Annotated in this window: 14 protein-coding genes; 4 read left to right on the forward strand and 10 right to left on the reverse strand. The window is 64.4% G+C overall.

The window, feature by feature from the left end:
• The first annotated feature begins 99 nt into the window (after nt 1-99).
• Nucleotides 100-600 carry a YidB family protein gene (locus ACN0TK_RS01220; RefSeq protein ID WP_417307607.1) on the forward strand — a complete coding sequence of 167 codons (501 nt, stop codon included), beginning with the start codon at nt 100-102 and terminating at the stop codon, nt 598-600.
• Between the two features lie 34 nt (nt 601-634).
• On the opposite strand, the gene fghA is transcribed toward ACN0TK_RS01220, so the two are convergent.
• The 7 genes from fghA to ACN0TK_RS01255 all read right to left on the reverse strand — a co-directional run bounded on the left by fghA (nt 635) and on the right by ACN0TK_RS01255 (nt 8,872).
• On the reverse strand, nt 635-1,477 hold the full coding sequence (gene fghA / locus ACN0TK_RS01225) for an S-formylglutathione hydrolase (protein WP_417307608.1): 843 nt from the start codon (nt 1,475-1,477) through the stop codon (nt 635-637).
• On the reverse strand, nt 1,477-2,586 hold the full coding sequence (locus tag ACN0TK_RS01230) for an S-(hydroxymethyl)glutathione dehydrogenase/class III alcohol dehydrogenase (protein ID WP_417307609.1): 1,110 nt from the start codon (nt 2,584-2,586) through the stop codon (nt 1,477-1,479). The genes fghA and ACN0TK_RS01230 overlap by 1 nt, the downstream gene beginning before the upstream one ends.
• A 106-nt stretch (nt 2,587-2,692) precedes the next feature.
• Complete coding sequence (locus tag ACN0TK_RS01235; RefSeq protein ID WP_417307765.1) at nt 2,693-3,523, reverse strand: carbohydrate ABC transporter permease; 831 nt, start codon at nt 3,521-3,523, stop codon at nt 2,693-2,695.
• Nucleotides 3,524-3,566: 43 nt separating this feature from the next.
• On the reverse strand, nt 3,567-4,475 hold the full coding sequence (locus ACN0TK_RS01240; RefSeq protein WP_417307610.1) for a carbohydrate ABC transporter permease: 909 nt from the start codon (nt 4,473-4,475) through the stop codon (nt 3,567-3,569).
• Nucleotides 4,476-4,548: 73 nt separating this feature from the next.
• The gene (locus ACN0TK_RS01245; protein ID WP_417307611.1) at nt 4,549-5,808 is read right to left on the reverse strand and encodes an ABC transporter substrate-binding protein; all 1,260 of its coding nucleotides are present in this window, start codon (nt 5,806-5,808) and stop codon (nt 4,549-4,551) included.
• A 188-nt stretch (nt 5,809-5,996) separates the two neighbouring features.
• Nucleotides 5,997-6,776 carry an orotidine 5'-phosphate decarboxylase / HUMPS family protein gene (locus ACN0TK_RS01250; protein WP_417307612.1) on the reverse strand — a complete coding sequence of 260 codons (780 nt, stop codon included), beginning with the start codon at nt 6,774-6,776 and terminating at the stop codon, nt 5,997-5,999.
• A 137-nt stretch (nt 6,777-6,913) separates the two neighbouring features.
• Entirely contained in the window at nt 6,914-8,872 is a 1,959-nt protein-coding gene (locus ACN0TK_RS01255; RefSeq protein ID WP_417307613.1) for a putative bifunctional diguanylate cyclase/phosphodiesterase, read from the reverse strand.
• Between the two features lie 181 nt (nt 8,873-9,053).
• Here ACN0TK_RS01255 and ACN0TK_RS01260 point away from each other — a divergent pair, with 181 nt between their 5' ends.
• Both ACN0TK_RS01260 and ACN0TK_RS01265 read left to right on the forward strand, forming a co-directional pair.
• The gene (locus tag ACN0TK_RS01260) at nt 9,054-10,040 is read left to right on the forward strand and encodes an SDR family oxidoreductase (protein WP_417307614.1); all 987 of its coding nucleotides are present in this window, start codon (nt 9,054-9,056) and stop codon (nt 10,038-10,040) included.
• A gap of 178 nt (nt 10,041-10,218) precedes the next feature.
• Nucleotides 10,219-11,037, forward strand: a complete 819-nt coding sequence (locus ACN0TK_RS01265) for a hypothetical protein (protein WP_417307615.1) — start codon at nt 10,219-10,221, stop codon at nt 11,035-11,037.
• Here ACN0TK_RS01265 and ACN0TK_RS01270 read toward each other — a convergent pair.
• Nucleotides 11,029-12,024: a DUF2125 domain-containing protein gene (locus tag ACN0TK_RS01270; RefSeq protein ID WP_417307616.1), complete on the reverse strand. Its 996-nt coding sequence runs from the start codon at nt 12,022-12,024 to the stop codon at nt 11,029-11,031. The genes ACN0TK_RS01265 and ACN0TK_RS01270 overlap by 9 nt on opposite strands.
• Before the next feature lie 83 nt (nt 12,025-12,107).
• Between ACN0TK_RS01270 and ACN0TK_RS01275 the strand changes: the two genes are divergently transcribed.
• Entirely contained in the window at nt 12,108-12,653 is a 546-nt protein-coding gene (locus ACN0TK_RS01275) for a gamma-glutamylcyclotransferase (protein WP_417307617.1), read from the forward strand.
• On the opposite strand, the gene ACN0TK_RS01280 is transcribed toward ACN0TK_RS01275, so the two are convergent.
• Together ACN0TK_RS01280 and ACN0TK_RS01285 are read right to left on the reverse strand one after the other, a co-directional pair.
• Nucleotides 12,650-12,988: a hypothetical protein gene (locus tag ACN0TK_RS01280; RefSeq protein WP_417307618.1), complete on the reverse strand. Its 339-nt coding sequence runs from the start codon at nt 12,986-12,988 to the stop codon at nt 12,650-12,652. The two genes, ACN0TK_RS01275 and ACN0TK_RS01280, sit on opposite strands and share 4 nt — an antisense overlap.
• 114 nt (nt 12,989-13,102) lie before the next feature.
• The gene (locus ACN0TK_RS01285; protein WP_417307619.1) at nt 13,103-13,927 is read right to left on the reverse strand and encodes a lysophospholipid acyltransferase family protein; all 825 of its coding nucleotides are present in this window, start codon (nt 13,925-13,927) and stop codon (nt 13,103-13,105) included.
• Between the last annotated feature and the right edge of the window lie 34 nt (nt 13,928-13,961).

Here is a 13,961-nt window from a genome sequence, read left to right on the forward strand (position 1 = left end):
GTCTGATCGGCGCCGTGGTCGGTGCGATCATCGTGCTCGCCGTGTGGGGTTTCATCGCCCGCCGTCGCGCCTGATCCAGCGCCAGGGAGGAGACAGACCATGGCCAAAGGCATGCCATCATTGCTCGCGTTGCTCGGCCTCGTGGCCGTCGCGGGCTATCAGCATCGTGACAAGATTGCCGGCGCGCTTGGCGATATGCAAAAGCGCGCCGACCGCCAGCCGGGCGACCAGCCCGGTGGGCTGGATGGCCTGATCTCCGGCATCGGCGGGTTGTTCGGCGGCGACGGCAATGCCGACGACAATGTGCTGACCGGCGGATTGGCTGACCTGATGGACCGGTTCAAATCGTCCGGGCAGGGCGAGGTCGCCGATTCCTGGGTCAATCCGAATGTGGAGACCCGGGGCCTGACGCCGGACGAGGTTGAACGCGCCGTGGGTGCGGACAATCTCGAAGAGCTGTCGCGACGCACCGGACTGTCGCGGGAAGAACTGGTCCAGCGGCTGGCGACGGAGATCCCCCGTCAGGTCGATGAAATGACACCCGGCGGACGCATGCCGACCGAGCAGGAGGCGCGTCAGCGCTTCTCCCAGTCGGTCTGAGCAAACTGTCGAATTGAAGCCGAGCGGCTGGGCCTTAGCCCAGCCGTTCTGCGTGCCAGCGCAGATGCGCGGCCATGAAGCTCGAGATGAAATAGTAGGAGTGGTCATAGCCGGGCTGCATGCGCAGCGTCAGCGGCTGACCAACGCTCTCACACACCGCAGCCAGCCGATCCGGCATCAGCTGTGTTTCCAGAAAGCCATCCGCCTCGCCCTGATCGACCAGGATGTCGGGCACACGGCCACCATCCTCGATCAGCGCACAGGCATCATATTGCCTCCAGTCGGCGCGTTCGCTGCCCAGGTAGCTTGAAAAGGCCTTTTCCCCCCACGGCACTTCCTTCGGGGTGCAGATCGGCGCGAAGGCCGAGACGGACTTGAAGCGGCCGGGATTGCGCAGCGCACTGGTCAGCGCGCCATGCCCGCCCATCGAATGGCCCATTATCGCTTGGCGGTCCATATCGGCAGGGAAGCTGTCGCCGATCAGGGTGGGCAGCTCCGATTCGATATAGCTGCGCATCTGGTAGTGCTCAGCCCAGGGCGCCTGCGTGGCATCGAGATAGAATCCCGCACCCAGCCCGAAGTCCCACGCACCCTCCGGATCATCCGGCACGTCCTCGCCCCGCGGCGAGGTGTCGGGCGCGACGAAGATCAGCCCGAGTTCGGCGCAGGCGGCGCGAAACTCGCCTTTTTCGGTGACGTTGGCGTGGGTGCAGGTGAGCCCCGACAGGTACCAGACGACCGGCAGTTTCGCCCCTTCGGCATGGTCCGGCACGAAGACCGAGAACGTCATCGGCGTGCCGGTTGCGGTGGACTGATGGCGATAAACGCCCTGCGTGCCGCCGTGACTGCGAGTGGTCGAGAGGGTTTCCAGCCCCATCAGAAGACCACCACGGAGCGGATCGACTCGCCGGCATGCATCAGCTCGAAGCCCTTGTTGATTTCCTCGAGATCGAGCACGTGGGTGATCATCGGGTCGATCTCGATCTTGCCGTTCATGTACCAGTCGACGATCTTGGGCACGTCGGTCCGGCCGCGGGCGCCGCCGAAGGCCGAGCCCTTCCACACACGGCCCGTCACCAGCTGGAACGGCCGGGTGGAGATTTCCTTGCCCGCCTCGGCAACGCCGATAACGGTCGAGACGCCCCAGCCGCGATGGCAGGCCTCGAGCGCGGTGCGCATCACGTCGGTATTGCCGGTGCAATCGAAAGTGTAGTCGGCGCCGCCATCCGTGAGGCCCACGAGGTGCTGGACGATGTCGCCTTCCACTTTGCGTGGGTTGACGAAATCGGTCATGCCGAAGCGGCGGCCCCATTCTTCCTTGTCGTCATTGAGATCGACGCCGATGATCTTGTCGGCCCCGACCATGCGGGCCCCCTGGATGACATTGAGGCCGATGCCGCCGAGCCCGAAGACGATGACATTGGAACCAGGCGTCACCTTGGCGGTGTTGATCACCGCGCCGACGCCGGTGGTGACGCCGCAGCCGCAGTAGCAGGCCTTTTCGAAGGGCGCGTCTTCACGGATTTTCGCCACCGCGATCTCGGGCAGCACGGTGAAGTTCGAAAAGGTCGAACAGCCCATGTAGTGGTAGATCGGCTGGCCTTTGTAGCTGAAGCGCGTCGTGCCATCGGGCATCAGCCCCTTGCCCTGCGTGGCGCGGATGGCGGTGCAAAGGTTGGTCTTGCCGGAAAGGCAGCTTTTGCACTGCCGGCATTCGGGCGTGTAGAGCGGAATCACGTGGTCGCCCGGCTGCACCGAGGTGACGCCGGCGCCCACCTCGACAACGATGCCGGCGCCTTCATGGCCCAGCACCGAGGGGAAGATACCCTCGCTGTCGAAGCCATCGAGCGTATAGGCGTCGGTGTGGCAGATGCCGGTCGCCTTGATTTCGATCAGCACCTCTCCGGCCTTGGGGCCTTCGAGGTCGAGTTCAACGATCTCCAGCGGCTTTTTCGCCTCGAAGGCCACGGCGGCACGGGTTTTCATGGGTCTTGATCCTCCAATAGGCAGCCGCGTTCCGGCCGCGCGCGAAGCGTTTGTGTCGCCTTGCTGGGTATTGGAATGCGGCCGCGATGTCCACGGCGGCCGTGTGTCACGCCTTCATGGCACCCGCCGTGAGACCCGCTATGATGTAGCGCTGGGCCAGGAGGAAGACGGTGATCGCTGGTAGAATGGTGATGGTGATGTAGGTCAGGATCTTCGGCCAGTCGGTCGAATAGAGGCTCTGGAACTGCATCAGGCCCAGCGGCCAAGGGTAGTTCTCGGGCGAGTTGAGGACGACCAGCGGCAGTAGGTAATTGTTCCACGACTGCACGAAGGTGATGATCGCGACGGTCGAAACGATCGGCAGCGACAGCGGCAGCACGATCGACCAGAAGATGCGCGCATAGGAGGCGCCGTCGATCAATGCCGCCTCGACCAGTTCGGTCGGCACATGCCGGAAGGCATTGCGCATCAGCAGCACCGATGCGGCGAGGCCGAAGGCGACTTGGGGCAGGATGATGCCCCAATGGGTGTCGAGCAATTGGAGATCGCGGATCTTGAGGAATAGCGGCAGGATGGCGGTCGCAAAGGGGAAGGTCAGCCCCAGGATCAGGTAGTTGAACAGCATCTGTTCGCCGAAGAATTTCAGATGCGCGAAGGCGAAGGCCGCCGGCGCCGCGACGGCGAGGGTGAGCAGCACGGTGAAGATCGCGATGTTGAGCGAATTGCCGAGCATGCGCCAGACCTCGGGCCGGGTGATGACATCGGCGTAGTTGTCCCAGATCCACTCCTGCGGCAGGCCCAGCGTATTGGTGCGTAATTCGCCCAGGGTCTTCAGACCGCCGAGGCCCGTCGCGACGATCGGGATCAGCACGAAACCCGCAATGAGGACCAGAACCAGCAGGCGCGCCAGCGCCGCACCCGGTCCGGTGAAGCTCATGTCACGGTGGGCCGCGCGGCGGCGGGCGAAGGGCAGTGCGTGGTCAGTCATTCTTCATCACCCAGCGGCGGTAAGAGAAGGCGACCACGACGCAGATGAGGAACAGGGTGACGCCGACGGCGTCGCCGAAGCCGATCCGCATGCGCGTGATGCCGAAATAATAGAGGAAGGAGACGATGGTGTGCGAGCTGTTGAGCGGGCCACCTCCCGTCAGCGGCACCACCAGATCGAAGAACTGCAGACAGCCGAGGATGGCAAAGAAGACGCTGAGCCGGATGGTCGGGGCGAGGCCGGGCAGTGTGATGTTGACGAAGCGCTGCCAGGCAGTGGCCCCGTCGATCGCCGCGGCTTCATAAAGCGAGCGGTCGATGGCCTGCATGCCGGCGATGTAGAGCATCATGTGGAAGCCGAAATACTTCCAGGTGGCGACAACGAGAATGGAGACAATGGCGAGGTTCTTGTCGCTGAGCAGGTGAATCTCGCCGCCGCCAAAAGCCTGCGAGATCTGTGTGATCAGCCCGACGTCGCCATCGAACATGAACCGCCAGATCAGCCCGCTCGCGACTTCGGCGAGGATGAAGGGCAGAAAGAAGATCATGCGGAACAGCACCGTGCCGGTCTGGCGTCCGGACAGCAGGGCGGCGACGCCAAGCGCCAGCGGCAGTTGCACGACGAGAGAGGTCGCGATGATCAGTCCGGTATTGAACAGTGCGCGCTGGAAGGTCTTGTTGCCGACGAGCTGCTCGAAATTGCCCAGGCCGACGAAATTGTCTGCGCTCGGGGCGCGCAGGCCGTTCCAGTTGAAAAAGGAGGCATAGCCCGCCTCCAGCACCGGCAGGGTGATGAACAGCGTGAAGAGCAGCAGCGCAGGCGCCGCAAAGATCAGCGCCGTCTTCCAGCCGCGCTGGGCGCGCATCGATCCGGAATAGGCAAGGCGTTGGGTCGTGGCCATGGTCAAGTCTGCTGGAGGTCAGGGAGCCCCCCGGCGCGTCGGCACCGAGGGGCGGTGAGAGACCCGGTTCGCGTCAGCGATTGTCCCAGGCGTCCTGCAGGGTGGCGGCCGCATCCTCGGCCGTCATTTCGCCCGCGGCGAGCGCCACAGCGACGTCGTTGAAGGCGCCACCGGCCGAAGGGCCGAGGTCGCGGTCGGCGAAGTTCTGGTGCTTCGAGGCCGCGGCGATGGTTTCCACCACCCACTGCAGCGTGGGGTCGGTGATGTATTCCGCCACGCCGGTGGCCGACGGAATGCCGAGACCGGATTCGGCATAGGCCTTCTGCTGCTCGAGCCCGGCATAGTAGATCAGGAAGTCGACGGCCTCGGGCGGCGCGCCGGCGGTGATCGTATAGCCCGACAGCCCGCCGACGGTTTCGGTGCCGTCGCCCATGCCGCTTTCGACAGCGGGGAAGGGGGCGACCAGAAGGTTGTCGCGGGAAATGCCTTCGCCATCCGAGGCATTGTCGGCCTGTTGCACGATGGCCCAGTTGCCGGCGAGATAGATGGCGCCCTTGCCGTCGCCGAACTGGCCGATCGAGGTCAGCCAGTTGGTGTTGAGCCAGCCGTCCTGGAACGGCTCGCGTTCGCCGAGCGCGATCAGGTCATTGGCCGCAGCGATGAACGGCTCGATCGCGAAGCCTTCCTCGCGGACGCGGTTCATGATGTCGCCGCCGCCCTCGCGCAGCATCAGGTAGAGCAGCCAGTGCTGCACCGGCCATTTGTCGCCGCCCGAGGTGACGATCGGGGTGATGCCCGCGGCCTTGAGCTTTTCCACAGCGCCGAGGAAGCCCTCCCAGGTCTTCATTTCGTCGAGGGTGACGCCGGCCTCGTCGATCAGCGTCTTGTTGACGTAGAGATTGACGAGGCTGAAGTCGGTTGCCACCCCGACCTGCTTGCCGTGCACTTCGAAGGCGCGGACGGCCGATTGCGGCACCACGGCCAGCAGGTCGTCGGTGCGCTCGGAAATGTCGGCGAGATAGCCGGCGTCATCCTGCGCCTCGATGTCGCCGCCGCCGAAGCTGGAAATGATCGACGGCGGATCGTTGGACTGCAGCAGGGTCGGCAGCTTGGTGCGCAGGGCCTCGTTTTCCATGGCCTCGCGGACCACGGTGACGCCCGGATGGCTCTCATTGTAGCTGTCGATGATGGACTGCAGAATTTCGTTGGTCGCCGGCGTGTCGCCGATGTGCAGCATGCGGATTGTCGTATCCTGCGCCAGCGTGTGCGGGGCCGTTGCGCTCAAGGCAAACCCCGCTGCGAGCGCGAGCGCGCCCAGCAGCTTGATCTTCATATCGAACTCCTCCCATTGGGCGGCCGACCGTTCCGGTCTGTGCCGTCCTAATATTAGTGAATCCAATAATATTAGAGGAAGTCAACCCGGTTCTGAGTAACGTACGTCTTTTTGCGTTTCGTTCGGGATATGAACATATGGAGTGCAAGTAAGCGTGGGAGTCTCGGCCCGACCGGCGCTGGACTGTTTCAGCCGCCAACCTCGGCGATGAAGCCGGCAATGTGGCGCTGGAGCTGGTCGGCAGGCAGCGTGTAGCGCGGCGTGCCGTCGTCTTCGCCGAGATTGCCGGAAATGACGAAGGCCTTGAGTCCGTCTGCTGCCAGCGCCTTGGCCTGGGCGATGGTCAGCCCGCCGACCACCTGCACCGAGACGCGATCGCCGACGGCGGCATAGACGGCGCGGGCGGCATCGGACAGATAGCTCGAGCGGAACAGCTCCGGGTCGGCGCGGCGGGCGTCGAGCTGCAGATGCAGGCCCACGCCGTCGACACCGGCTTCGACCATGCGTTCGGCGGTTTCGACCGCTGCCTGCGCCGGGCCCTGCTGGGGCAGCAGGATGTCGGCGAAGGCAAGGCGCGGCAGCGTCGGGTCGTCCTGACGGAACTGATCGCGCACCGCGCATACGGCCCGCGCCGTAGCGGTGCCGGCGGCCGAGAGGAAATCGATGATATTGGCGCCGCCACCATAGACGCCCTTGGCTTCAAAGCCGCCCCCATCCATGGTTTTCATGTCGGCGAGCAGCATTGCGTCGGGAAAATGCGCGCGAAAGGCCGGCACGACGTTGCGCACACCTTCGGTCTTCAAAAGCGGCGTTCCCATTTCGACAAGGTCGACGCCGGCGCTTAGGGCGGCCGTTGCGACCGTCAGCCCCAGCGACATGTCGTCGACATCGACCGAGATCTGAAAGCTCGGCCGGGTGCGCAGGCGCTCGACTAGCGCAACGGATGGCGCGTGGGCGGTGGTAGTCATGGGGTTCCTCCTGATTTTTCGGCGAGGCTATCCTCTGGCGCAGCAGAGGAACAGGCGGAATGCTGGTCTCTTGAAGGATCGGCATCGCAACGCAGCGCGGGAAAGGTGTGCAGGCCGCCTCGGGTCGGCCCTGCCTGTCAGCTGGCGCGCTTGGCGAGGCCGACAGGCGGCAGGTGAAACTCCGGAACGATCGGGTCGGGGCTCGGTCGTCCGATCAGATAGCCCTGCAGGCTGTCCACCCCCAGGGCCCGCAAGGCCTCGACCTGTTCGCTGGTTTCCACGCCCTCGGCGATCACGGTCAGCTCGAAGCGGCGCGCAATCAGCACGGCACCCTCGATCACCGTGCGCGATTTGCCGCCGATATCGCATATAAAGCTGCGGTCGATCTTGAGCTGGCGGATCGGGTAATCGCGCAGCCGCGACAGCGACGAGTAGCCGGTGCCGAAGTCATCGATGGCGAGGCAGATGCCCATGGCATCGATGCGGCACAGGATATCGAGGACGGGCGCGTCGCTCGACGGATGAAAGACGGATTCGGTGACTTCGATCTGCAGGCTCGCTGGCGCGAGCCCGTGGCGGTCAAGCGACAGCGCTGCAAGCTCGAGAACGGACCGGTCGAGCAGCTGCTTGATCGAGAAGTTGACGGCGACACCCGCCTCAACGCCCTGGCGTTGCCAGTCGGCAGCGGCGGCGCAGGCGCGGTCCAGCACCCAGTTGCCGATTTCCTGTATCTGGTTGGTCTGCTCGGCAATGGGGATGAACTCATCGGGCATGAGCTCTCCAAGCACTGGGTGTGTCCAGCGCAGCAGGGCTTCGAAGTGCTGCAGCTTGCCGGTTGTCGCGTTCACGATGGGCTGGAAGGCAAGCCAGAGCTGGTCCGCCTTGATGGCAGTTGCCAGATCATCCGCAATGGTGTCGCGGCGGTGCATCGCTGTGGCGAGTTGGGGTTCATAATGCAGCGGCGTGGTCAGCCCCAGACGCTTGGCCTCGGTGCCGGCGAGATCGGCGCAACCGACGAGGGTTTCGAGGGTCGTGCCGTCCTGGGGCATGAGGGCGCGGCCGACGCTGGCGCTGACGTCCAGTTCGAGCCGGTTGAAACTGAAGTGCTCGGCAAAGGCCACGCTGATGGCAGCGTCGAGCCCTTTCGTGTCGGCGGTATTGGGCACGATGCAGACGAATTCATCGCCGCCCCAACGCGCTACGGTGGCATCAGCGGGCAGCGCGGTGCGCAGTCGCCGTGCCACTTCGATCAGCAGTTCGTCGCCGGCTTCGTGGCCCAGCGTATCATTGATGCGCTTGAAGCGGTTGAGATCCAGAAAATAGATGAGCACGGGCGCCTGATCGGGGGACAGCGCGGCGAAGACCGACTCCAGCCCGCGTCGGTTCATCGCGCCGGTCAACTGGTCGTGCAGCGCCATCTGGCGCAAGGTCTCGGTGCGTTCGGCCACGCGCTTTTCCAGCGTCTGGTTGGCGTCCAGCACCTTGGTCAACAGGGCTGAGTTCTCTTGGCTCAGCAGCACCGAATTGCGCAGTTGCGCGCGGCTCGAACGCTGGGTGACGATCATGACCAGGGCGTACATGACAGCGAGGCCACCGACCATGGCGTCGGCGCCTTCGTGGGGCGTCATCCTGAGCGCAGGCGGAATGATCAGAATGAGGATATAGAGCGGGCCGATCCAGCGGTAGGGCGCCAGAACGCCGGATGCGCCTGCGGCCATGCCGCCGATGATGATGCTGGTGGTGTAGCGGACCTCGGGGGCATCTGCTCCGACCAGCGGCCAGGCGACTGCCACCCACAGCATTGCTGCAGCGAGTGTGCCGGCGGCGGAAATACGCAGGCACAGCTGATTGCGCGCGTGGTCACCGGGCGCGTGCGGCGGCACTTTGTAATGCAGGACGATACGGACGAGTGTCAGCGCCAGCACAGCTGCCAGCCACCAGTCTATCCATGGTGTCACCTCGCGCGGCGCCACCAGCGCAGTGCCGATGGACGCTGCCAGGTTGATCATCATCGAGGAAATGAAATTGCGGCGGATGAAACCCAGCATTGCCGAGGTCATCTCGATGCTGTCACCTGTAAGGAGAAGCTTTTTCATGCCGCGAAGAGGCCAGTCTTAATTACCTGCCCAGAACTTATCTACCGCGGTTTAAGGCAAGCTAAACGCGGTGCGTTGAAATCGTGTGGTGGGATGGCACTGGAGCCTGCGGCCGCAATTTTCTATGATGCGGTCGCCCGTCCGGGCGGAAATTTCCACATGTTCAGAATGGAATAGTATTATGGGGTCGAGGGTACTTTTTGTTGGCGGCACGGGACAGATTTCGCTGCCGTGCGTGGCCGAGGCGGTGGCGGCGGGCCACGATGTGACGGTGTTCAACCGCGGCAAGCGCGAGGCCGACCTGCCGGCCGGTGTCACCTCCATTGTCGGCGACATGGGCGACAAGAACGCCTATCGGGCGCTGGGGGAGCAGAATTTCGACGTCGTGGCACAGTTCATGGTGTTCAAGCCCGAGCAAATGGAGGAGGACATCGCGACCTTCGCCGGCAAGTGCGGGCACTACATCTTCATCTCGTCGGCCTCGGTCTACGAGAAGCCGCCGCGGCATTATGTGATCACCGAAGAGACGCCGGCGGTGAACCCCTACTGGCCCTATAGCCAGGCCAAGATCGCCTGCGAGGAGATCCTGGCGAAGTCGGAGGGGCTGAACTGGACCATCGTGCGACCCAGCCACACGGTGCGCAACGGGTTGCCGACCATGGTGGGCGAGAACGACGTGATCCCGCGCCGCATGCTGGCAGGCAAGCCGGTGATCGTCGCCGGCGACGGGGCGACGCCGTGGACGCTGACGCGTTCGGAGGATTTTGCCGTGCCGTTCGTCAACCTGTTCGGTAAGTCCGATGCCAGCGGCGAGATCTTTCACATCACCTCCGACAAGGCCTACACCTGGGACGATATCTACAAGGCGATCGCGCGCGGCATCGGAGCTGAGGCCAAGATCGTGCATGTGCCGACCGATACACTGGTCCGCTACAACCCGGAATGGGAGGGCCCGCTGACCGGCGACAAGAGCTGGGCAGCGCTGTTCGATAACTCCAAGGTCAAGCGGGTCGCAGGCGATTTCAGCTGTTCCGAGGATCTCGACGAGGTGCTGGCGGAACCGATCCGCTTCCTCAAGGCGCGCATGGCCGAAGGGCTGGCGCCGGGAGGCGAACTCGACCAGTTGATCGACCGGATCTGCGCCGAACAGTCGGCTCTCGGCGCCTGACCCAGTTCTGACGCAACACGCATCTGGCAACGCCAAGACGTCATGGCGTTGCCAGAACCCGATGTTTCGCAATAGAAATATTGCATGGAGCCGTTCTCAGCGGCCGCGTCGGGATCAGCAGTCCCTGTTGTGAGCGCTCCTTATCCCTTTGGGGGGGATAATGCAGGAGGACGATAGAGTGACTGCAGTTTTCAATCCCGTTGCTGCGGGGTGTCTGGTGCTGGCCGCGTTCGCGGCGCTGATGACCGGCACAGCGATGGCGCAGGAAACCGTGCCCATGGGCAATGGCACGACCGTGACCATCAATGAATATCTGATCGAAACGCCGAATGACGGCGGTCCCAAGACCCTGATCGTCAAGGGCGTGCCGAATTTCGATCCTGAACCCTATGGGCAGGTGCCGGCCGACAATTATGCGCGTTACGCCCGGCAGCTGTGCCAGAATCTCGTCAACAACAGCTGGGCGCAGCTGCAGGAAGAGGGCGTCGCCACTGTGCGGGTCCGCTATGATTTCACGCCGACCAAACCTGCCAATGAGCCGCCCGAAGGCGTGACCGTCACCCGCTTCCACGAGATGCGGTATGCCCTTGCCGACGACAGGACCTGCGATCCCATGCCCTATGGCGTGCGCGAAGTTGCACCGGCCATCCCCAGCGATGTCGGTGCGGTGCTCAAATATGTCGAATACGGCCCCGATCCGCGCGAGCTGAAGCTCACCTATCGCCTTGGCGACTCATCGCAGCCGGCTGACAAGCTGGAGCGGGCGGCCATCGAGCTATGCATCGTGCATGCCGACCCGATCCTCGCCGACCGCGCGAAGTACTATACGCAGCTCGAGCCGGACTACGTGACCATCGCTTTCGTTTCCGGCACGGTACAGAACGAACGCGAAGACAGGATCCGCTTTCCAATCCAGGGCGATCGCTGCGTCTCGGGACTGAGCGACATGCTGGTCGAGGGGATCCGCGGCGAGGCTGAGGGAACGTCCTCAGAATAGCGCTGGCAGTTCCAGCAGGGTGAAGGTCAAAAGGCGCACGGCGCCGCCGGAAATGGCGAGCGTATTGCCGAAATAGCCTTCGCCCTGCGCCATGCCCTTGAAGGCGGCGAGCTCCAGCGGCGGCACGGTGCCGGCCAGCCGGTCGAACACGCCCTTGCCGCGGTAGGTGAGGTCGCCGTCGGCCAGTCCGGCATCGTCGAGCCGGATGGTGCCGGTGATCTCGAAATCCTCGTCCGGGGCCGGCTGGTTGCCGGCTATGCGGATGTTGCGCAGTTCGCCGCCCCGCCGCTGCCAGTTGCGCACGGGATCCGGATCGGCGGCGAGAATGCTCAGATCGTCGGGCAGGCCGGTCAGTTCCCCTTCGATGCTGAAACGGCCATCGGTGACGTTGGCGAGGGGCAGGTTGAGGCCGTCGGCCTGGGCATAAAGCGCCAGTCCGGCCAGGCCGGCGTCGCGGTCGTGGACCTCGGGCATATCGAGCAGGTGCAGTTCGACATGGGCGGCGTCGCCGCGGTCGAGATCGCCGGTCGTGGTGTCGACCCATTTGAGTTCGTCCGCGGTCATCGAGATGCGCGCGATGCGCCAGCCCTGCCAGAAGTCGCGTGAGACGACGCGGGCACTGCCCTCGAAGCCGGCAAACTCAAGCCGGGCGGTGGAGCCGGTGAAGGCATCGGCGACCTCTACGGGGCCGTGAGCCGAATAAATGACATGGGTCGGCCGATAGGCGAGCACCGAGGCGCGCAGCCCGTCGACCCGGTAGGTCATGTCCGCATCGCGCACGGTGGCGTCGCTGCATTCGAGGTCGACGCGGAAGGGAAAGCCCGAGGTGTTGATGGCGCCGCAGGTCAACTGCGGGGTGGTTTCGCCATCGGCCTGGGCCAGCGCCGCAACCTGGGTGCGGGCCTCGCCTGCCAGCCAGAACCAGCCGGCCGTCCACAGCACGCACAGCAGCAGAACGAAAACACCGAGGGCGATGATCTTGCGCAACGTCAGGTCTCCCATGCGGCGCGGATTGTTGCGCCCGGCGGACCCTAAAGGTAGCAACTGGACGACAGCAAGGCAGGGCCGGCATGGAAAATGAAAAGCTCCACTGGGTGTTCGGCTATGGATCGCTGATCTGGAATCCCGGCTTTGCCTTTGTCCGCCAGATGCCGGCGACGTTGCTGGGCGCGCACAGGCGGCTGTCTGTGCTGTCGCACCGGCATCGGGGCACGGCCGCGCGGCCGGGACTGGTGTTCGGGCTGGTGCGCGGCGGCTCGTGCCGGGGCATGGCCTTCGGCGTGGCGCCCGAGGCTTGGGAAGAGGCGCATGACTATCTCGTCGCGCGCGAGATGGACAATGGCGTCTATCTCGAGACCGTGCGGCCGGTGCAGATGGCGGACCGCAGCAGGGGGCCGGCATTGACGTTCATGGTGGATGAGCGCCATGCGCAGTTCGCGGGAAAGCTCGACCTTAAGGCGCAGCTCGAAATCGTTCTCGGTGCCGTGGGTGAATCCGGTCCCAACCCTGACTATGTGCGTGAAACGGCAGCGCATCTGAGCGCGCTGGGCATGGCCGATCGCTATCTCGATGCGCTGGTCGCGGAGATCGACGCGCGCGCTGGTCCCTCGCCCTAGGCGGCGCTGAGACCCATGGCGGGTTCGGCGCCCTCTAGGTCCCAGATGATCGTCATGCGCTCGACTTCATCGACGCCGGATTCCACGTGGAACACCCGGTCTCCGCATTCCATGGCAAGGCGGAACCGCGCCCGGCTGACGGCGTCCTCGACGACATTGCGGGCGGAGCCCGCCCACATGACATGATTGCCGAGCGCGACGAGATAGAGTTCCTCGCCCGCAAAGACAAAGTCCTCGATGCGTTCGGGCGCCAGCGCGTAATAGCGCCCGGAGCGGCCCCGCCAGTTGACCGGGCGGGCCGTGTGTTCAAGTGAGCGATCGAGAACCGGAACCATGCAAGTTCCCCTCAAATTGCACGAGGAATAGAACAAAAATAGAACAAAAAGCCGTCTAGTGTCAAGCGTTCCTCGTAACCCTAACGATATCTATGGGCTGCGTCGCTGAATCGGTCAAGATGTAGTGGTTTCGTCGCCGTTCTCAGAGGCTGCGCGCCGCAGTCCGTCCAGCCGCTCGCGTAGCTCCGGCGGGATCGGGCGGCTGAGTCCATCGTCATAGGCGCGCAACAGCAGGGCATTGGTGCCGGTCTCGATGGCGTCGACCAGACGGTCGCGGAACGCGGCGGCAGGTAGTCCCGGCGGGATCGCCGGCAGATAGCGGGCCCGCGCGGTGCCGGGCCAGAGCAGCAGCGACTTGCGGCCCCAGAACAGACCCGAGTTGAGCGCCACAGGCACCACGGGCACATCGAGCCCCTCGTAGAGCCTTGTAATGCCCTGGCGGTAGTCGATCGGTTCCAGCGGCGCCTTGCGGGTGCCTTCGGGGAAAATGATGATTCGCGCGCCGTGGCTCAGGGCTTCGCGAGCGTCCTCGAGCATCAGGGGGATGGCGTTGCTGCCGCGGCTGCGGTCGATGCGGATGGTGTGATAGGCGCGCGCCGCATGGCCGAACAGCGGGATGTCCATCAGCTCCTTCTTGGCGATGAAGGCGGGCCGCTTGGCGGCGGGCACCAGCGCGAAGATGTCCCAGTCGCTCATATGCTTGGCGGCGAAGATGCACGGCCCGTCGGGGATGTTCTCCTCGCCGCTGACTTCGGTGCGGATACCGGCCAGCAGGCGCAGGGCGATCAGGTTGGAGTGAATCCAGTAAAGCGACAGCGCCCAGCCGATCCGCGTGCGTCCCCAGATCACCGCGGTCAGCCCGATGATGATCGCGAGCGGGACGGTCTGCACATAATAGAATGCGTAAAACAGCAGCGAACGCAGGGCCTGGAGGATCATCGGGGTTCCTTTGCGGGCGCCGGTTGGCTGCTGA

The sequence above is a fragment of the Devosia sp. genome (genome assembly GCF_048261455.1).
In the GTDB taxonomy this organism is placed as follows: domain Bacteria; phylum Pseudomonadota; class Alphaproteobacteria; order Rhizobiales; family Devosiaceae; genus Devosia_A.